The 19,506-nt window shown below is 69.6% G+C and carries 16 protein-coding genes and 2 rRNA genes; 11 read left to right on the forward strand and 7 right to left on the reverse strand.

The window, feature by feature from the left end; all coding sequences use genetic code 11:
• From J4H91_RS06365 to J4H91_RS06400, 8 genes are all read left to right on the forward strand, one after another.
• Window positions 1-208 (forward strand): 23S ribosomal RNA (locus J4H91_RS06365); the annotation flags it as partial.
• Between the two features lie 149 nt (window positions 209-357).
• Window positions 358-474: ribosomal RNA gene (rrf, locus tag J4H91_RS06370) — 5S ribosomal RNA — on the forward strand.
• A 273-nt stretch (window positions 475-747) separates the two neighbouring features.
• The gene (locus tag J4H91_RS06375) at window positions 748-1,710 is read left to right on the forward strand and encodes an ATP-binding cassette domain-containing protein (RefSeq protein WP_208045428.1); all 963 of its coding nucleotides are present in this window, start codon (window positions 748-750) and stop codon (window positions 1,708-1,710) included.
• A gap of 2 nt (window positions 1,711-1,712) precedes the next feature.
• Window positions 1,713-2,375 (forward strand): ABC transporter permease subunit, encoded by a 663-nt coding sequence (locus tag J4H91_RS06380; RefSeq protein ID WP_208045429.1) that lies wholly within the window; start codon window positions 1,713-1,715, stop codon window positions 2,373-2,375.
• 47 nt (window positions 2,376-2,422) lie between these two features.
• Window positions 2,423-3,265, forward strand: a complete 843-nt coding sequence (locus J4H91_RS06385; RefSeq protein WP_208045430.1) for a MetQ/NlpA family ABC transporter substrate-binding protein — start codon at window positions 2,423-2,425, stop codon at window positions 3,263-3,265.
• Window positions 3,266-3,291: 26 nt separating this feature from the next.
• On the forward strand, window positions 3,292-3,666 hold the full coding sequence (locus tag J4H91_RS06390) for a tautomerase family protein (RefSeq protein WP_208045431.1): 375 nt from the start codon (window positions 3,292-3,294) through the stop codon (window positions 3,664-3,666).
• A gap of 58 nt (window positions 3,667-3,724) precedes the next feature.
• Window positions 3,725-4,732 carry an aldo/keto reductase gene (locus J4H91_RS06395; protein WP_208045432.1) on the forward strand — a complete coding sequence of 336 codons (1,008 nt, stop codon included), beginning with the start codon at window positions 3,725-3,727 and terminating at the stop codon, window positions 4,730-4,732.
• Window positions 4,732-5,958 (forward strand): amidohydrolase, encoded by a 1,227-nt coding sequence (locus J4H91_RS06400; RefSeq protein ID WP_208045433.1) that lies wholly within the window; start codon window positions 4,732-4,734, stop codon window positions 5,956-5,958. Before J4H91_RS06395 ends, J4H91_RS06400 begins: the two co-directional genes overlap by 1 nt.
• Window positions 5,959-5,965: 7 nt before the next feature.
• Here J4H91_RS06400 and dcd read toward each other — a convergent pair whose 3' ends face one another.
• Both dcd and J4H91_RS06410 read right to left on the reverse strand, forming a co-directional pair.
• Window positions 5,966-6,571, reverse strand: coding sequence for a dCTP deaminase (gene dcd / locus J4H91_RS06405; RefSeq protein WP_208045434.1), 606 nt, complete (start codon window positions 6,569-6,571; stop codon window positions 5,966-5,968).
• Between the two features lie 59 nt (window positions 6,572-6,630).
• Entirely contained in the window at window positions 6,631-7,449 is an 819-nt protein-coding gene (locus J4H91_RS06410) for a TetR/AcrR family transcriptional regulator (protein ID WP_208045435.1), read from the reverse strand.
• Window positions 7,450-7,559: 110 nt separating this feature from the next.
• Between J4H91_RS06410 and J4H91_RS06415 the strand changes: the two genes are divergently transcribed.
• From J4H91_RS06415 to J4H91_RS06425, 3 genes are all read left to right on the forward strand, one after another.
• Entirely contained in the window at window positions 7,560-10,373 is a 2,814-nt protein-coding gene (locus J4H91_RS06415) for an MMPL family transporter (protein ID WP_208045436.1), read from the forward strand.
• Window positions 10,370-12,373 carry a YhgE/Pip family protein gene (locus tag J4H91_RS06420; RefSeq protein WP_208045437.1) on the forward strand — a complete coding sequence of 668 codons (2,004 nt, stop codon included), beginning with the start codon at window positions 10,370-10,372 and terminating at the stop codon, window positions 12,371-12,373. The genes J4H91_RS06415 and J4H91_RS06420 overlap by 4 nt, the downstream gene beginning before the upstream one ends.
• 102 nt (window positions 12,374-12,475) lie before the next feature.
• Window positions 12,476-13,438 carry a quinone oxidoreductase family protein gene (locus J4H91_RS06425; RefSeq protein ID WP_208045530.1) on the forward strand — a complete coding sequence of 321 codons (963 nt, stop codon included), beginning with the start codon at window positions 12,476-12,478 and terminating at the stop codon, window positions 13,436-13,438.
• 12 nt (window positions 13,439-13,450) lie between these two features.
• On the opposite strand, the gene lplAB is transcribed toward J4H91_RS06425, so the two are convergent.
• The 5 genes from lplAB to J4H91_RS06450 all read right to left on the reverse strand — a co-directional run bounded on the left by lplAB (window position 13,451) and on the right by J4H91_RS06450 (window position 19,278).
• Window positions 13,451-14,500 carry a lipoate-protein ligase LplAB gene (gene lplAB / locus J4H91_RS06430; protein ID WP_208045531.1) on the reverse strand — a complete coding sequence of 350 codons (1,050 nt, stop codon included), beginning with the start codon at window positions 14,498-14,500 and terminating at the stop codon, window positions 13,451-13,453.
• A gap of 86 nt (window positions 14,501-14,586) precedes the next feature.
• The gene (locus J4H91_RS06435) at window positions 14,587-15,459 is read right to left on the reverse strand and encodes an alpha/beta fold hydrolase (protein ID WP_208045438.1); all 873 of its coding nucleotides are present in this window, start codon (window positions 15,457-15,459) and stop codon (window positions 14,587-14,589) included.
• 57 nt (window positions 15,460-15,516) lie between these two features.
• Window positions 15,517-17,160 (reverse strand): amidohydrolase, encoded by a 1,644-nt coding sequence (locus J4H91_RS06440; RefSeq protein WP_208045439.1) that lies wholly within the window; start codon window positions 17,158-17,160, stop codon window positions 15,517-15,519.
• A gap of 68 nt (window positions 17,161-17,228) precedes the next feature.
• Window positions 17,229-17,720 carry an Lrp/AsnC family transcriptional regulator gene (locus J4H91_RS06445; RefSeq protein WP_208045440.1) on the reverse strand — a complete coding sequence of 164 codons (492 nt, stop codon included), beginning with the start codon at window positions 17,718-17,720 and terminating at the stop codon, window positions 17,229-17,231.
• A gap of 94 nt (window positions 17,721-17,814) precedes the next feature.
• Window positions 17,815-19,278 carry an aldehyde dehydrogenase family protein gene (locus J4H91_RS06450; RefSeq protein WP_208045441.1) on the reverse strand — a complete coding sequence of 488 codons (1,464 nt, stop codon included), beginning with the start codon at window positions 19,276-19,278 and terminating at the stop codon, window positions 17,815-17,817.
• Window positions 19,279-19,506: the final 228 nt, after the last annotated feature.

Raw genomic sequence — 19,506 nt, forward strand, 5'->3', positions numbered from 1 at the left:
GTTGTTCTGCCAAGGGCATGGCTGGTTGGCTACGTTCGGGATGGATAACCGCTGAAAGCATCTAAGCGGGAAGCCGGCCTCGAGATGAGATCTCCGTACACCCTCGGGTGTTGTAGGTTCCCAGTAGATGACTGGGTTGATAGGCCAGATGTGGAAGCGCGGTAACGTGTGGAGCTGACTGGTACTAATAAACCAACGACTTGACTTCATACAAACCCATTGATGATCGACTTCAAACGGTCATGTGGATGAGGTTTGGCATAAGCGTAAGTAACGATGTTCGCGTCTGCTTTGTGGTTCTTGACGTACGGCCACAACCCCCCACCACTCGTGTGGGGTTGGGTATGTCAATAGTGTTTCGGTGGTTATAGCGTCAGGGAAACGCCCGGTCACATTCCGAACCCGGAAGCTAAGGCTGACAGCGCTGATGGTACTGCGAGGGGGACCTCGTGGGAGAGTAAGACACCGCCGAACTTTCTTTGAAGAGAAGGCCCTCACCGGGTTACTGGTGAGGGCCTTCCGCATTTCCCGGGAACGTTATCCTCCTGGGGGTCTCGGCCTCCGATGGTTCGACCCGGCTGTGCCTTCCCGTGCCAGCAGACGACGTCGCAATGTGACGGCGTGTGACGCACGACCAAACATGCTTCGCGCTTATCTCATATATTTATTGAGCCTATACTTCGGGTTCTGCCCGCGCCGATCGTCGGCCGCGCGACCCGTGCGGCGGGAGAGGAGCGCGCGGCCGACGTGATCGAGATACGGAACGCCCGGAAGTCGTTCGGGGACCATGTGGTGCTCGACGGCATCGATCTCTCGATCGACCGCGGCGATGTCTTCGGCCTGATCGGCGTCAGCGGCGCGGGCAAGTCCACACTGCTGCGCTGCATCAACCGTCTCGAGAGCCTCGACTCCGGCGAGATCATCGTCGACGGCGTGGACATCGGCTCGCTGGGCAAAGCGGAACTGCTGGAGTTCAGGCGCGGCATCGGCATGGTCTTCCAGCAGTTCTCGCTGCTCGAGCGGAAGAACGTCTACGACAACGTCTACTTCCCGCTGAAGTGCTCGGGCGCGAAGCGTTCGAAGGTCGATGGTCGCATCAAGGACATGCTCGAACTCGTCGGTCTCGGCGACAAGATGAAGGCGCTGCCCCGCGAGCTCAGCGGGGGACAGAAGCAGCGCGTGGCGATCGCCCGCGCGCTCGTCAGCGAGCCCTCCATCCTGCTCAGCGACGAGGCCACCTCCGCCCTCGATCCGAATATCACCGAGAGTGTTCTGGGCCTGCTGCGCAGGATCAACCGGGAGCTCGGCCTCACGATCGTGGTCGTGACCCATGAGGTGTCGGTGATGAAGGCAGCGTGCACCCGGATGGGGCTGCTGAACCACGGCCGGCTGCAGGCGCTCGGCACCTCCGAGGAGTTCTTCCTCGAGCACCCGGAGCTGCTCACCGAGTTCACCCGCGACGCAGGCTGGCTGCCGGACGCGGCGCCCGACGAGGCGCTGCTGCGCGTCGTGCTTCGAGAAGGCGGCGACGCGTCGCTCATCTCGGATCTCGCGATCCGCACAGGGGTGCGCTTCGAGATCTCGTGGGGCGGCTTCGACCGCTATGGCGAGTCGGTGGCCGGATCCTTCGTGCTCAAGGCGCCGCGTGGGCGCCTCGGCGAGGTCACGGCGGAGCTCGACGCGCTGGGCGCGCAGTGGCGGGAGGTCTGAGCGTGTACGACTACTCCTTCTGGGATCTGTGGGATCAGATCATCGTTCCCGGCCTCATCGACACGCTCATCATGCTGCTCGGGTCCGCCATCACCTGCGGGCTCGTCGGCTTCGTCGTCGCGCTCGTGCTCGTCACCACCGACCCCCGCGGCCTGCGCCCGAACCGCGCCGTCTACGAGACGACGAGCACCATCGTCGGACTGCTGTGGTCCCTCCCCTTCATCATCCTCGCGATCTCGATCATTCCGCTCACCCGCCTCGTGGTGGGTACCTCCATCGGTGTCTGGGCGGCGGTTTTCGCGATCACCTTCGCGGGCAGTCCGTTCATCGCACGCCTGCTCGAGTCGGCGTTCAAGGAGGTCAACCCGAGCCTGATCGAGGCGGCGCGATCCCTCGGGGCGAGCGACTGGCAGATCACCTTCCGAGTCATCGTGCCCGAAGCGGTGCCCGCGATGGTGTCGCAGATGACGCTCGGCGTCATCACGCTGCTCGGCTTCACGACGGTCGCCGGCACCATCGGCGCGGGCGGCCTCGGCGCCGTCGCGCTCACCTACGGCTATCAGAACTTCAACGACCAGGTGATGTACGGCACCGCATTGCTGCTCGTGATCATCGTGGTGATCATCCAGCTCGCGGGCAACGCCCTCTACCGCAAGATCAAGTAACCAGGACCTCGCTCGGTTCCGAGCGCAGACAGCAGAAGGACCACGTCATGAAGAAGACCCTACGCACCCTCGCCGCCATCGCGGCGGTAGTCGGCCTCTCCGCCTCGCTCGCGGCCTGCTCCTCGAGCGGGAAGGACGACTTGGCGTCGGATGGCGAGGAGAAGACCTCCGTCAAGGTGGGCATCCTCGCGCGCGAGCAGCCCGAGATCGAATTCGTCGCCGAGCACCTGAAGCAGCAGGGCGTCACGCTCGAGTTCCAGATCTTCGACGACAACATCGCGCTCAACCGCGCGACCGCCGAGGGCAGTCTCGACGCGAACTTCTTCCAGAACCAGACCTACCTCGACGCGCAGAACGAGAGCACCGGTCAGAACCTCCAGCCCTACGGCGACTGGCTGCAGACCACCGCGGTGCAGTTCGTGTCGAGCAAGGTCGACTCGATCGACGACTTGCCCGATGGTGCCTCGATCGGCATCGCCAACGATCAGGCCAACCGTGCGCGCGAGTTGCAGCTGCTCGCGGACAACGGCCTGATCGAGCTCAGGGAGGGCGTCGAGAGCCCGTCCACGCTCGATATCACCGACAACCCGAAGAACATCAAGTGGGTCGAGGTCGATCCCCGCAGCCGCGTGGGCGCCTTTCCCGACCTCGATGCCATGACCGCCCCCTCGATCACCGTCTACCTGATGGAGGATCCGTCGGTGAACGTGCTCGCCGAGGAGACCCCCGAGGTCTACGAGACATACGGCGGCGTGCTCTGGGTCGTCCCCGACGGCACCGAGGATCTGCCCTGGCTCGACTCCGCGATCGAGTTCATGCAGTCAGACGATTACAAGGACTGGCTCGAAGAGCACTACCAGGGCATCAAGAAGACCCCGCAGGCATCCTGACCTGCACAGAACGAGAGGAATCCGCAATGGTCTCCGTTGTCGCAACCACAGATCTCCCGCTGGAGCGGGTCGATATCCCGGAGTTCGTCGAGCGCATCGGTGACGCCGCACGCATCGGTCTGGGCCTGCCGCCCGAGCTCCGCAGCGTCTATCTCGTGCCGCTCGCGAAGGAGTACACGACTGCGAAGGAGGGCTACGAGATCACCCTGGTGCTCTACAGCGCGCCGGGGAAGACGATCGACCAGAAGCGTGCGGCGATCGTCGGTCTGAACGACGTCGTGCAAGCCTACGACTGGGGAGCCGAGGCCAAGGTGGTCGTCATCATCAAGGAGCACGACCCGGAGAACGTCGGCGTCAACGGCGTGCTGCGCTGGGACGCGCTCAACCAGTCGAGCGCATAGCGCGCATCCGGTGAGGGAGCGCGGGCGGCGGGCGCCCCGCCGCCCGCTTCGAGGAGGAATGAGGGGAACCATGCGGTACCGGGAGATCGGGCACAGCGGAAAGCAGGCATCGGCGGTCACGTTCGGTGCAATGGGCATCGGGGGAGGGTTCCGCTACCCCGACGCCGACGATGAGGTGTCGATCGCAGCCGTGCACGCGGCCCTCGACGCAGGCATCACGACCTTCGACAGTGCCCCCGTCTACGGCTTCGGTCACAGCGAGGAGGTGCTCGGCCGCGCGCTCGCCGGCCGCCGCGACGATGTGGTGATCTCGACGAAGTGCGGTCTGTGGTGGGGAGACGACGAGGGATCGTACCGCTTCACCTGGGACGGGCACGAGGTGAAGCGCAACCTCAGTCCGCGGACCATCCGCATCGAGGTGGAGGAGAGCTTGCGCAGGCTCGGCACCGACCATATCGATGTCTACTACACGCACAACCCGGCGATGCCGCCCTTCGTGACCCCCATCGAGGACACGATCGAGGTGCTGCTGGAGCTGCGGGATCAGGGCAAGATCCTCGAGATCGGCGCGTCGAACTGTCCGCGCTCCGACGTGGAGGAGTATCTGGCGCGCGATGCGATCCAGATCGTGCAGCGCAAGTTCAGCCTGCTCGACCGCGGCGTGCGCACGGAGCTGCTGCCGTTCCTCGAAGAGCAGCAGCTCTCGCTGCACGCGTATTCACCGCTCGGCAACGGGTTGCTGAGCGGGCGCTTCAGCGCGACGAGCGAGGTCGAGCCGACCGGATCGCGCGACGCCGATCCGCTGTTCGGCGAGCACTTCCGGCGATCCCTCGCATTCGTCGATGAGCTGCGAGCCGTGGCCGACGAGCTCGGCGCGACGGTGCCGGCGCTCTCGATCGCGTATCTGCTCGCCGTCTCCGATCGCGTGAACGTCATCGCGGGCATCCGCAAGCCCTCGCACGTCGCCGACGCGGTCGCGGGCGCCGAGCTCGAACTGCCCGGGGGCACCGTCGAGCGGCTCGACGCCCTTGCCGACGCCTTCGACGCGGATACCCGGTCCGCCTGATGCCGGCGACCGCGCTTCGCGATGCCTGGACGCCTGAACGCCTCGGGGCCGCGGTCGACGACTACGTCGGCTTCCACCGGAGCCCCGAGCTCTCGGGCCGGGAGCGCCGCACCGCAGAGAAGATCCGGGAACGCCTGACCGGGCTCGGGCTCGAGGTGCACGAGGTCGGCAGGCACGGCGTCGTCGGCGTGCTGCGCAACGGCGACGGACCCGTGGTCGCCTACCGCGCCGACACCGACGGCCTGCCCGTGCAGGAGGAGACAGGGCTGTCCTACGCGAGCACCGAGACCGCGGAGCTCGACGGTGCCGAGGTGCCCGTCATGCACGCCTGCGGGCACGACGCGCACATCGCGGTCGCGCTCGCGCTCGCGGGTCTCCTCTCCGCGAAGCGCGAGACCTGGTCGGGCACCGTCGTGTGGATCTTCCAGCCGGCCGAGGAGACGGCCGCGGGCGCCGCCGACATGGTCGCGGCGGGGCTGTGGGACCTGGTGCCCCGGCCGATCGCGGTGCTCGGCCAGCACATCACCGCGATCCCCGCCGGGCGGGTCAGCATCGGCTTCGGCGACATCATGAATCTCGGTGACTCCTGGCGGGTCACGATCCGCGGCCGCGGCGCTCACGGCGCGAAGCCGCAGGAGTCGATCGACCCCATCGTGATCGCGGCTCACACGATCGTGCGACTGCAGACGGTCGTCTCGCGCGAGGTGGATCCCTCGCATCCGGCTGTCGTGACCGTCGGCCAGGTGCACGCGGGCACGAAGGAGAACGTCATCCCCGATGAAGCGGTGATCGCACTCAACGTGCGCACGCCCGACGCCGCGGTGCGGGAGCGCGTGGTCGCCGCGGTGCGCCGCATCGTCGACGCCGAGGCCGCTGCGGGCGGTGCCCCCGCGCCCGTGTTCGAGCGCATCAGCCGCTTCCCCCGCTGCTACAACGACCCGCAGCGGGCGGAGATCGCGGCGGCCGCGCTCGACGCGGAGTTCGGGGCGGCGTCGGTGGACCGATCCCTTCGCGCCACCGGCAGCGAGGACGTCGGCGCGCTCGCCGACGCGATCGGCGTGCCGCTGGTGTTCTGGATGTTCGGCGCCTACCGGCCGGGCCGCGAGTCGATGCCCGCGAACCACAGCCCGCACTTCGGCCCGGACGCCGAGGAGGCGGTCGACACGGGAGCCCGGGCGGGCCTCGCCGTGCTCGAACGCTTCCTCGCCGAGCCGACGGAAGGCTAGAGCTGGTTCAGGCTCCCGGAGCGCCCGCGTCGGTCGCGGTGACGTCGGCGCGGTGGAAGTTCTGGAACGAGCGCGACGCCGTGGGCCCGCGCTGCCCGAGGTAGCGTGAGAAGGTCGCGCCCGCGCCGTAGGGCCGCTCGGCGGGCGACGACAGTCGGAAGAAGCACAGCTGCCCGATCTTCATGCCGGGCCACAGCCGAATGGGCAGCGTCGCAACGTTCGAGAGTTCGAGAGTGACGTGCCCCTCGAAGCCGGGATCGATGAAGCCGGCGGTCGAGTGGGTGAGCAGACCGAGACGGCCGAGCGAGCTCTTGCCCTCGAGCCGGGCCGCGATGTCGTCGGGCAGGCTCACCTGTTCGAAGGTCGAGCCGAGCACGAACTCGCCCGGGTGCAGGATGAACCCCTCCTCGGGGTCGACCTCGATGAGCCTCGTCAGCTCGGGCTGCTCCTCCGCCGGGTCGATCACCGGATACTTGTGGTTGTCGAAGAGGCGGAAATAGCGGTCGAGGCGCACGTCGACGCTCGACGGCTGCACCATCGACGGTTCGCTGGGCGTCAGCCCGATGCGGCCGGAGGCGAGTTCTGCGTTGATGTCGCGGTCTGAGAGCAGCACAGACTCAGTCTAGACGAGGCCCATCCGGGACTCGCGCCGTCCGAGGGGTGCCCCGGGCACTAGAAGAGGCGCAGCCTCGCGGGCGGGCGGAAGCCCGGCCCTGGCGCGCGCGGGGCTGCGCCCTCCGCGAGGGATCCCTCACCCGTGGCACCGCCCGCCCCGGCGGGGGCATCGACCTCGGCTGAGCGCTCGAGGCCTGCGCCCTCGGCGTCCACGCTCTCCGTGAGCGCGAAGAGCAGCTCGGCCAGCCGATCGCCGAGGCCCTCGAAGCCCGACTGCGCCTCGTCGCCGCCGAGAGCGGCTGCGCGCAGGGCCTGCTCGTAGACGCCGCTCAGCACGGGCATCGCGCGCTCGACGGGCAGCACGAAGCGGCGGCCGGCGGCGGCGATGACCTGCTCGACCGCGCCGGAGATGCTCGCGTAGAAGCGGTCCATGAACTCGTGGTGGCCCGGGGCGATGGAGGGATCGCGCATGGCGAGCAGCAGGAACTCGGCCTCCAGCACGAACCAAGCGGTGGCATCGCTCGACGGTGCGAAGAAGTCGACGATGTAGCGCGCTGCGTCCGATGGCGAGACGCAGCCGCGCTGCTCGCGCAGGGTGGGCTCGAGCTGGCGGGCCTTCGCCGCCAGATCTTCGGCGCGGCGGTCGAACTCCCGCTCGAGCAGCGCGAGGAACAGCTGCTCCTTGCTCGAGAAGTTCGAGTAGAACGCGCCGCGCGTGAAGCCGGCCCTGGCGCAGATCGTCTCGACGGCCGCGCCCTGCAGCCCGTCCTCGGCGAAGACCTCGATCGCGGCGTCGAGCAGCCGCGCGCGGGTCTCCAGGCGGCGCGCGCTGGGGCTGCCGCTTTCAGGGCGGGGGAGCGGGGAGTCGGAGGCCATGACCATCATCATCGCATGCTCAGCCCGTTCGGAGGCACAGCCGGATACATTGGTGTATCGAAACCGATACACTCATGTATCGAAACGGTCGCCCATCCCGAAAGGACCGAATGTCCACGCTGCTCTACGCGCTCGGCCGATGGGCGACGCGCGCGAAGTTCCTCGTGCTGGCGCTCTGGATCGCAGTGCTGGCGCTGCTCGGCGCAGGAGCCGTCTTCCTCGGTCAGGGCGCGAACGCCCCCATCACCATTCCGGGCACCGAATCGCAGGACGCGATCACCGAGCTCGGGCGCACCTTCCCAGAGGTGAGCGGGACGAGCGCCACGATCATCGTGGTCGCGGCCGACGGCGAACGCGTCGACGAGGCGCCCTACGAGGGCATCATCGCCGACGCGGCAGACCGGCTCGAGAACATCGCCGGCGTCACGGCGGTGCAGACGCCGTTCGCGGAGCTCGCGAGCGGAGGCCTCTCCGACGACGGCAGCGCCGCGCTCATCACCGTGCAGGTCGAAGGCGAGATGTCGAGCGTGCCAGACGAAACCGTCGAGGGCATCGAGCGCGCAACCGAGGATATCGCCGAGGCGCTGCCCGACGGGGCGAAGGCCTCGTACGGCGGTGAGATGTTCTCCGCATCGGTGCCCGGCGTCAGCCCCACCGAGGCGGTCGGCGTGATCATCGCATTCATCGTCCTGGTGCTCACGCTCGGATCCCTCATCGCAGCGGGCATGCCGCTGCTCATCGCCCTGCTCGGCGTGGGCGTCTCGATCGCCGGCCTCTTCTTCGTCACGGCCTTCGTCGACCTCACCTCGACGACGCCCATGCTCGCCCTGATGCTCGGCCTCGCCGTCGGCATCGACTACACGCTCTTCATCGTGAGCCGGCACCAGGAGCAGCTGCGAGCGGGCGCCGGCGTCGACGAATCGATCGCCAGAGCCACCGCGACGAGCGGTTCCGCCGTCGTCTTCGCAGGCCTCACCGTGATCATCGCGCTCGTCGGGCTCTCGGTCGCGGGCATCCCCTTCCTCACCGCGCTCGGTGTCGCCGCTGCCGCCGCCGTCGCGGTCGCCGTGCTCATCGCGATCACGCTCACGCCGGCCGTCATGGCGATGATCGGCCCGCGCATCCTGCCGAAGAAGCAGCGGCGGGCGGTAGCGCAGCCGACCCCTGAGCCTGTCGAAGGGGCGACTGCGTTCCCTTCGACAAGCTCAGGGAACGGGAACGGGAACGGGAACGGGAACGGGAACGGGAACGGGGAGGACCCGACCGCGACGCGCGCCGACCGCTTCTTCGCGGGCTGGGTGCGCGGTGTCACCCGCCGCCCGCTGCTCACGATCGTCGCGGTGCTCGTGGCCCTCGGCTTCGCCGCCGTCCCCGCGCTCGACCTGCGCCTCGCCCTCCCCAACGCCACGTCGCTCGCCGCAGACGACCCGGCGCGCGTCACCTACGAGCTCACGGGCGAGCATTTCGGCGAGGGGTACAACGGACCGCTGCTGCTGACGGGCTCGATCATCGGCAGTGACGACCCGTTGGGCCTCATGGACGAGCTGAAGCGCGAGGTCGAGCGGGTGCCCGGCGTCGCCGATGTGCCCCTCGCGACCCCGAACCGGGGCGCCGACACCGGCATCATCCAGGTGGTTCCCGATGAGGGGCCGCACGCGCAGAGCACCACCGACCTCGTGCACGCGCTCCGCGACATGCACGACGAGTGGGAGCGCGAGTACGGCGTGAGTCTCGCCGTGACCGGTTTCACCGCCGTCGGCATCGACGTCTCGGCCATGCTCATGCAGGCACTGCTGCCCTTCGGCATCCTCGTCGTCGGTCTGTCGCTCGTGCTGCTCGCGATGGTGTTCCGCTCGGTATGGGTGCCGATCAAGGCGACGCTCGGCTACCTGCTGTCGGTCGGCGTCGCCTTCGGCGCCGTCGTCGCCGTGTTCCAGTGGGGCTGGCTCGCCGACGCGCTGCACGTGACCTCGACGGGGCCCGTGCTGAGCTTCATGCCGATCATCCTGATGGGCGTGCTCTTCGGGCTCGCGATGGACTACGAGGTGTTCCTCGTCTCGCGCATCCGCGAGGAGTACGTGCACGGTGCGAGCGCGCGCGACGCGATCCAGCGGGGCTTCGTCGGCAGCGCGAAGGTCGTGACGGCCGCCGCGCTCATCATGTTCGCCGTGTTCGCGGCGTTCGTGCCGGAGGGCGATCCCTCGATCAAGGTGATCGCGCTCGGCCTCGCCGTGGGCGTGTTCGTCGACGCCTTCATCGTGCGCATGACCCTGGTGCCCGCCGTGATGGCGCTGCTCGGCGACCGCGCCTGGTGGATGCCCAGGTGGCTCGCGAAGGCGCTGCCCGCATTCGACGTCGAGGGCGAGGGGCTCGCCCGCGAGCTCGAGCACGCTGACTGGCCGGGCGACCTGCCCGACGCTGCGATCGCGGCCGACGAGCTGCTGCTGCCGGGCGGGCACCGGGTGCGCCGGCTGAGGGTCGCGCGGGGCGAGGCGCTGTCGCTCGACGCGAGGGATCCCTCATCCCTGCCGCTGGCCCAGGCACTCACGGGCAGAGGAGCGCTCGTCGCGGGCACCCTGAAGGTCGATGGGCTGCTGCTGCCCGAGCGCGCTGCCTCTCTGCGGTCGCGGTCGGCCTGGGCGGCTCCCGACTCGCTGCGCGATGCGGTGAGGGATCGCCCGGCCCTGCTGCTGCTCGATCTGCGGTCCGCGTCCGATGGGCCGCTGCCGCTCGAGCGCGTCGATGCGATGCGCTCGACGCTCGCCGCGTGGCGGGTGGCGGGCGAACGCGGCGGGGCGGCCACCCGCGCCGTGATCGTGCTCGGCGACCGCGAGCTCGCGGCGCGCGTGCTGCCCAGCGGCACCGCGCTCGTCGGGGCCGACGCGAACCTATTGGCCGACCGGATCGAAGAAGGAGTGCGATGAGCCTCGAGATGACGTCGCTGCGCAGCGGCCGCCGGGTCGGATGGAGCCGTGTGCTCGGCCTGATCCTCGTGCCGCTCACGGTCGCCGGCGTGCTGCTGTGGGGGCTCTGGAACCCGCAGGATCGCCTCGAATCGGTCACGGCGGCGGTCGTGAACCTCGACGAGCCCGTCGAGCTCGACGGGCAGACCGTGCCGCTCGGCCGCGTGCTCGCGGGGGAGTTGATCGCGGGCGACGCCGAGCAGAACTTCACGTGGGTGCTCACCGATGAGGAGGACGCGTCTGCGGGCCTCGACGACGGCCGCTACGCCACCGTCGTCACCATCCCCGAGAACTTCTCGGCCGCTGCGACATCGCTCTCCGGCGATCCCGAGGAGGCCGAGCGGGCCACCATCGATATCTCGGAGAGCGACCGAGGGCGCCTCATCGACACCGCGCTCTCGAACATCGTCACGAGCACGGCGACGAGCGTGCTCAACAGACAGCTGGGCGAGCAGTTCGTCGGCGGCGTCTTCGTCGGCATGAGCGAGCTCCACGGCGGCATCTCGGAGGCCGCGGACGGCGCATCGCAGCTCGCGGACGGCGGGGCCCGGCTCGCGGAAGGCGCCGGATCCCTCGCCGACGGAACAGCCCAGCTCGCCTCGGGCACCCAGCAGTTGGCGGGAGGCGCCTCGGAACTGGCGACCGGCGCCTCGGCGTACGTCGGAGGCGCGAAGACCCTCGCGGACTCCTACGCGCCGCTCGGCGCCGGGGCGACCGCGGCCGTGACCCAGCTGAAGACGATGATCGGTGCGCTGGGGCAGTTGCAGGCCGACTCGGCGGCGCCTCAGGGGCAGCTCGCCGAAGGCCTGCAGACCGTGGGGGCCGCGGTGCCGGCGTTCGCGGGCGATGGGACCGCCCAGAACCCGGGCAGGCTCGGAACGCTCTACGGCGAATGCCTCGCCTCGGGCGCGACGCAGACGTTCTGCGACACGATGCTTGCCGAGGTCGGCGGTTTCGCGCGGACCGTCGGCGGAGGCGCGCAGCAGGCGGGAGCCGGAGCGGCCGGACTGCAGGCGGCGCAGCAGACGTTCCAGGCGACGATCGCCGATCCGAACGCGCCGAGCGGCCCGTCTTCGGACCCCACCGCCCAGCTCGACCAGCTCATAGCCGGACTCGGAGCCTTCGGCGCCGGGCTGAACGACTTCGCGGCGCAGGGCGCGGCGCTGTCGGAGGGCGCCTCCCGGCTCGCCGCGGGAACATCCGAGCTCGCCGCGGGCACGCCGCAGCTCGCGGAGGGAGCGTCTCAGCTCGCCGACGGCGCATCGCAGTCGGCGACGGGCGCGGGCGATCTCGCGACCGGTCTCGACGAGGCCGCCGCCGAGATCCCCGACTACAACAAGGCGCAGCGCGACCGCATCGCGGAGACCGCGCTCGCCCCCGTCGATGCGAAGGGCGCGAGCGACGAGCTCTTCAACTCGTCGGGCGTGCCGCTGTTCGCGGGGATCGCGCTCTGGGCTGGCGCGCTCGCCGCATTCCTGCTGCTCGCCCCGCTGTGGAGCCGCGCCCGCGACGCCGCGCGCGGGGTCGGCGCGATCACGCTGCGCAGCGCGGTTCCCGCGGTGCTGCTCGGCGCCGTGCAGGGGGTGCTCGCCGGTGTGATCCTGCCGATCGCCCTCGGCTATGACTTCGGCACGGCCGCGCGGTTCTTCGGCATCGCCGTGCTGGCGGGAGTCGCGTTCTCGCTCGTAGTGCAGGGGCTCTCGGCGCTGCTCGGCGGACTCGGGCGGTTCATCGCGTTCGCGCTGCTGGTCGTCGCATTCGCGGCGGGCATCGTGTCCACGACGCCCGGGGTGCTCGCCGCGGTGAGCGATGCGAGCCCGCTCGGTGCCGCGCTCGGCGGATTCCAGTCGATCGCGACGGGCGGCGCGGCGGGCGGCGCCGCCCTGCTGCTCGTGCTGTGGGGGCTGGGCGGCCTCGCGCTCACCGCGCTCGCCGTCGCCCGGGCACGTCGCGCGCACTGACACCGCGGTTCAGGGGGCGCTGCGCGGACGAAGCGACAGCGCCGATCCCTCGCCGATTCACCGCGGGCACCCACGTTCGCGAGCTAGCCTCGGATCATGAACATGCGCGCGATCACGGTGACAGAGACAGGCGGACCGGAGCGGCTCGAGATCGCAGAGGGGAGGGATCCGAGGGCCGCGGCGGGCGAACTGCTCGTCGAGACCCGAGCCATCGGCGTGAACTTCATCGAGACGTATCAGCGCTCGGGCGTCTACGAAATGGACCTCCCCTTCGTGCCGGGGGCGGAGGCGAGCGGCACGGTGCTCGCCGTCGGCGAGGGCGTCGACGGCTTCGCCGAGGGCGATCTCGTGACGACCGCCGAGGGGCGGGGCACCTACGCCGACCGCTTCGTCGTCGAGGCCGCGCGCGCCGTGAAGGTGCCGCAGGGCGTCTCGGCGGAAACCGCAGCAGCGTTGCCCCTGCAGGGACTCACCGCGCACTACCTCGCGACCTCCGCCGCGCACCCGCAGGAGGGCGACACGGTGCTCGTGCACGCCGGCGCCGGCGGCGTCGGCCTGCTGCTCACGCAGCTGCTCGTCTCGCGCGGCGTGCGCGTCATCACGACGGCCTCGACGCCCCAGAAGCGCGATCTCAGCCATGCCGCGGGCGCGGCCCATGTGCTCGAGTACGACGGCTTCGCGGAGCGGGCGAGGGATCTCACCGACGGTACGGGCGTCGCCGTGGTCTACGACGGAGTCGGCAAGGACACCTTTGACGACTCGCTGCGCGCCCTCCGCGTGCGCGGCGAGATGGTGCTCTTCGGCGGGGCGAGCGGCCAGGTGCCGCCCTTCGATCTGCAGCGTCTGAACGCGGGCGGATCCCTGTCGATCACGCGGCCCTCGCTCGGCCACTTCCTGTTGACCCCGGAGGAGCGCGCCTGGCGCTACCGCGAGCTGTTCGAGGCGATCGCGGCGGGGTCGCTCGACGTCAGGGTCGGCGCGCGGTTCCCGCTCGTCGAGGCCGCGGATGCGCACCGGGCGCTCGAGGGACGCAAGACGACGGGCAAGGTGCTGCTCGTCCCGTAGCTGCCGGCCCGCCTACGGCACGCGGTAGATCCACTCCTCGGTCGCGAACTTCTGCTCGACGAGCCGCTCGGCCGCATCCCATTCGCCATCGGTGACGCGGCCCATCTGACCGCCGTGGCGCTGCCTGAACACGTCGACCATCTTCTCGATGATCTCCTCCCGTGCGAGGCCCGTTTGCGTGCGCAGCGGGTCGACCCGCTTCTGCGCGCTGGCCGTGCCCTTGTCCGAGAGCTTCTCGCGGCCGATGCGCAGCACCTGCGCCATCACCGCGGTGTCCATGTCGTAGGCCATCGTCACGTGGTGCAGCACTGCGCCCGAGCCGAGGCGCTTCTGCGCGGCCCCGCCGATCTTGCCATGCGGGCTCGTGATGTCGTTGAGCGGCTTGTAGTGCGCGTCGATGCCGAGCGCCTGCAGCGCCTCGAGCACCCACTCGTCGAGGTAGGCGTAGGAGTCGGCGAAGCTCATGCCGCGCACGAGTTCGCCCGGCACGTAGAGGGCGTAGGTGATGCAGCCCTGCGGCTCCATGTACATCGCGCCGCCGCCCGAGATGCGGCGCACGATCTGTGCGTCGTGCGCGCGCAGCTGCTCCTCGTCGACCTCGTTCTTCACCGACTGGAAGCTGCCGATGAACACGGCGGGTTCGGTCCACTCCCAGATGCGCAGGGTCGGCCCGCGCAGCCCCTCGCCGACGGCGGCGGTCAGCACCTCGTCGAGCGCGGCGTTCAGGCGCGGAGCGATCGGCGGCTCGTGGATGATCTGCCAGTCGTAGTCGCGCCAGTGCGCGGCGCCCGTGACGGCTCGGCGGATGGCGACGCCGACCGAGTCGGGCGTGAAGCCGAGCAGGTGCACCTCGCTCGGGAGCGCGTGCTGGATCGCGGTGCCGAACTCCTCGATCGTGCTGCTGGGCGTCATGCCCTCGACGGCGGCGTCGATGCAGCCGAGCGCCTCGTCGGGTTCCAGGAAGAAATCGCCCGAGAGTCGGAAGTCGCTGATCCGACCGTCGACGAGTTCGAAATCGACGACGACCAGTTTGCCGCCGGGGACCTTGTACTCACCGTGCATGCTCATAGTCACAGATTACGCCCAAGCACCCGGGAGGGGGAGCGGCAGCGCGCGGTTCGAGGGCGCCGGGGCGCGGCGAGGGATCCCTACTCCTGCCCGATCCGCTCGAGCATCCAGGTCGCGAGCGCCGCGAATACCTCGTCGCGGTTCGTCTCGTTGAGCAGCTCGTGCCTCCCCTCGGGGAAGATCTTGACCGTCACGTCGCGCACGCCCCGTTTGCGGTAGGCCTCGGCGAGCAGCCGCAGACCCTCGTCGCCGCGGCTGAGGGGATCTTCGGAGCCCGACACGATGAGGATCGGCACGTCGGGTGCGAGGCCCGGCGCGGGCTTGCCGTAGAGCCGAAGACCGTCGGCCACGCCGAACAGCTTCAGCACGTCGGCGTAGAAGCACAGCGGGTCGGCCAGGAAGGCCTCGGCCACCGCGGGATCGCGGCTCAGCCACTCGTAGCCGTTCGCGCCCTCGCCGGCCCACTTCGCGTTGAGCGGGCCGCTCTCGAGGTGCTTGAAGGTGCGGAACGCGCTGCCGGACAGCACCACGGCATCCCACGCGCGCGGGTGCTCGTTCAGCAGCCGCTGCGTCATGAGCGAACCCCACGAGTGGCCGAACATGATCACGGGGAGGCCGGGGTGGCGATCCCTCGCGATGTCCGTCAGCCGGAGGATCGCGGCCTCCGTCGCCTTCAACCCGCCGGGCCCGAGGCGCCCGAGCTGGGAGAGATCGCCTCCGTGCTGCCGCCGCCCGGTCTCGCCGTGCCCGCGGTGGTCATCGGCGTAGACGGTGAAGCCGGCCGCCACGAGCGCCCGTGCGAAGGCTTCGTAGCGCTTCGCGTGCTCGCCGAGCCCGTGCGCGATCTGCACGACGCCCACGGGCTCGGCCGCCGCCCACTCGTATGCAGCGATCTCGACGCCCTCGGCGTCGGTGTAGTCGAACTCGGTGCGCCCGCTCGCCTCATTGGTCATGGGTTCATTCTGGTGGTTGCGGCTGAGCATCGCCAGGGCCGGGCGCAGCGCCCTCCGCTACCGCGCGCGGAATGCGGTCTCGCCGTCGACGAGCGTGAACGACGCACCCGTGCCGAGCAGCGCTTCGGGCGCGTCGGAGAACGCGTTCGCCGACCACGCCACGATGTGCGCGCGGTATCCCGTGGCGATGCGGCCGGCCTCGTGGTCGCGCTTCGTCGCGTAGGCGGTGCCGAGGGTCATGGCCTCGAGCGCATCGGCCGGTGCGAAGACGCGCTGCGGCTCGTAGGGATCGCGGCTCCGGTCGAGCACCGATCTCGCGGTGAGTGCGATGAAGAGGTTGTCCGGTGCCTCGTGAGGGGCCGTCGGGGCGTCCGTGCCGAGCGCGAGCGTCACGCCCGCCTCTCGGAACTTGTGCCACGGGAAGCCAGTGCGCGCCCGCTCGTCGCCCAGCACGGCCTGCCAGTTGTCGAGCACCGCCGGATCGCAGTGCACGGGCTGCATCGACGCGGTCACGCCGAGCGCGGCCATGCGGGCGATCGTGTCGTCGGCCACCGACTCCAGGTGCTCGACGCGGGGGCGGCGATCCGCGCGCGGACCGTTCACCCTGATGCACTCCTGCACCATGTCCAGTGCGATCGTGCTCGCCTCATCGCCGATCGCGTGCAGGGCGAGCTGCAGGCCGACCGCGTCGGCCGCGACCGCGACGGGAAGGGCGAACTCGCGCTCCCAGATGGGGCCGGGCATGGCGCCGTTCGCGTACGGCGCGCGCATGGCCGCCGTGCAGGCGTCGATGACGCCGTCGAGGATGAACTTCACACCGGTGATGCGCAGCCAGCGGTCGCCGTAGCGCGCCGCGAGCTCGTCGCGGTGGCGGGCGACCTCGGCGACCTGGGCGAGATCGGCGTCGAGATCGCCCGTCGCGGTGAGGAGCCAGTTGGCGTCGACGGGGAAGGGGAGGCGTCCGTCACGATCGAGCCGCCGCCGGTAGGTCTCGAGGTCGGCCTCGCCGAAGGACATCTCGGTGGCGCCGGTCACCCCCGTCGCGAGGTAGGCATCGCAGGCGGTGTCGAGAAAGCGGTCGCGATCGGCGTCGGTCGTCACCTGCTCCAGGTAGCCCCAGGCGTACTGCATCGCGGCCGTCTCGAGCAGGAAGCCCGTGGCGTCGCCGTGCTCGTCGCGCACGATCTCGCCGCCGACCGGGTCCGGCGTCTCCCGAGTGATCCCCATCGCATCGAGGGCGGCCGTGTTGACCCAGGAGGAGTGGAGGTCGTTCGCGTCGAGCAGCACGGGGATGTCGGGGACCACGGCGTCGAGCATCTCTCGGGTCGGTCGCTCGCCCTCCGGGAAGATGTCGAAACGCCAGCTCGTGCCGGTGATCCGCTGCGCGTCGGGGTTCGCGGCGCGTGCCGCGGCGAGGCGTTCCTGCACCTCGGCGACCGTCTCGGCGTCGCGCAGCTGCACCTTGCCGAGTGCCTCGCCGAGCATCAGCATGTGCACGTGCCCCTCGGTGACGCCCGGGGTGACGAGCGCGCCGCCGAGGTCGATCTCCTCGGATCCCTCGCCCGCCGCGAGACGCACGGCCTCGAGCGAGCCCGCCGCGAGGACGAGACCGCCGCGCACCGCGAGACTCTCGACGGGGGCGGTGCGCGCCTCGCCCGTGAAGACGTGCGCGTTGCGGTAGATCGTGACGTCTGAGGTCATGGGAGGACTCGCTTTCGTCTGAGTGGGGGCGTCGTGTCTTCGGCGTCCTGTGCCGATGGTAGCCCGGGTCAGGAGGGGGCGCCCACGCCCCAGCCGTAGGCGAGTTTGTGCGCCTTCAGCACGAAGAACGACTCGGTGTGGACCACGCCGGGGATCTTCTGCAGCGTGCCGAACATGAGATCGGTGTAGTGGTCGATGTCGCGGCAGACGACCTCGACCATGACATCGAAGCTGCCGCTCGTGAGCACCACGTAGCTCGTCTCGTGCAGCTCGGCCAGAGCCTCGCAGACCTCCGGGGCCGTGCCGGCCTCGCAGCTGATGCCGATGAGGGCGAGGCGGTCGAAGCCGATGTTGAGGGGGTTCGCGATGCCGACGATCTGGAAGAGTCCGCTGTCTTGCAGGCGCTGTACGCGGTAGCGCACCGATGAGGCCGAGACGTCGAGCTGCTGCGCGAGGATGCTGAAAGGGGTGCGCCCGTCGACCTGCAGCGCCGCGATGAGTTTGCGGTCCAGGTCATCGAGGTCGAGGTGGTGGGGCACCGCAGGCTCGCGCTCGGTCATGGGATCTCCTTCGCTCTCCATCGGGCCTTCATTGTATAGATCGGCGGCCCCGCAGATGCTGCGGGGCCGCCGGTTCTCTCAGTGCGAAACGCGCTCAGTCGCCGAGGTGGATCACGCTGGTGCGCAGATCGGTCATGTCGTACAGGGTGTGGATGCCGCCGATGCGTCCCCAGCCGGTGCCCTTGCCGCCTGCGCCGCCGAACGGCATGTTGATGTCCCACCATCCGTTCGACTCGTTGAGCAGCACCTGGCCGGTCTCGAGCTCGTCGAGGAAGCGGAAGCCGCGGTCGAGATCGCGCGTGAAGACCGCCGACTGCAGGCCGAGCGCGTCGGCGTTGGCGATGCGCAGCGCGTCGTCGTCATCCTGCGCGGTGAGGATCGGCAGTACGGGGCCGAACGACTCCTCGCGCGACAGCAGCGACTCCTCGGTCACGCCGTCGACGATGGTGAAGTCGTAGTAGAGGTCGGTGGCGAAACCCGAGGCGCGACCGCCGCCGAGCAGCACGTCGAAGCCGAGCGCGCGAGCCTCGGCCATGTGGCGGTCCATCTTGGCGGCGACGCCCTCGTTGTTCAGGGGGCCGAGGTTGACCGACTCGTCGAAGGGGTCGCCGATCTTCACGGTCTTGGCGTACTCGAGTGCGGCCTCGAGGAAGGCATCGTGGGCGTCTCGGTGCACGATGACGCGCTCCGTGGCGCAGCACACCTGGCCGGCGCAGTAGAACGCGGAGTCGACCGCGGCCTTCGCCGCCCGGGTCATGTTGGCGTCGTCGAGCACGACGACGGGGCCGTTGCCCGAGCACTCCATGACCGAGCGCTTGAGACCGGCCGTGGCCTGGATCTTCGCGCCGGTCGCCGAGGAGCCGATGAAGCCGATCGCGTGGATGCCCGGGTGCGAGACGAGCTTGGAGCCGAAGTCGCCCTCGCCGGGGAGGATGTTGACGAGGCCCTCGGGCAGCCCGGCCTCGGCGAGGTATTCCATCGCCTTCAGCACGGTGAGGGAGGTGTGCGTCGGCGGCTTCACGACGAGGGCGTTGCCCGTGGCGAGCCCGGGCGCCGCGAACTCGGTGAACATGAGGAGCGGGAAGTTCCAGGGCGTGATGATGCCCCAGGTGCCGACGGCCTCGCGGCGGGTGAACATGCGCTTCTGCGGGTCGGTCGAGGGGATGGTCTCGCCGTTCAGACGCAGGGCGTCTTCGGAGTGGAGGTGGAAGAGCTGCGCGGCCTCGGTGATGTCGGCGCGCGACTCGGCGAGGGGCTTGCCCTGCTCGAGGGTCTGCAGCAGCGCGAGCTCCTCGATGTGCTCGCCGAGCTTGTCGCCGATGCGGTGGCAGATCTCGGCGCGCTTGGCGACGCCGATGCGGCGCCATTCGCGCTGCGCGCGATTCGCCGCGGCGACGGCGCGGTCGAGGTCGTCGGTCGTGGGGACCGGAAGCGAGGCGATGTGCTCTCCGGTCGCCGGGCTGACGATGTCGAAGCGCTCGCCGCCGGTGCCGTCGGTGTAGGCGCCGTCGATGAACAGCTGAGTCGTCGGGGTGGGGATCGAGTGTGGTGCAGACATCCGCACATCTCCTGTCGTCGTTGACCTGTGTAGTTCTTCAGCCACCATAACCCTGATGGTGCTGATTTCACAAGGTATTTGGCCTTGAGTTAGCGCATGTAATAATCTTTTGACGAATAATTGGTTGATTCAGCAGTTCACTGGACAAGGCATTTGCTCGATTCGCGATCCCTATCGATAGGGATCGCGATCCCTGTCGATACGGGGCGAATGCGGATGCCTCGTCCG

Source organism: Leucobacter ruminantium (genome assembly GCF_017565705.1).
Taxonomy (GTDB): Bacteria; Actinomycetota; Actinomycetes; order Actinomycetales; family Microbacteriaceae; genus Leucobacter; species Leucobacter ruminantium.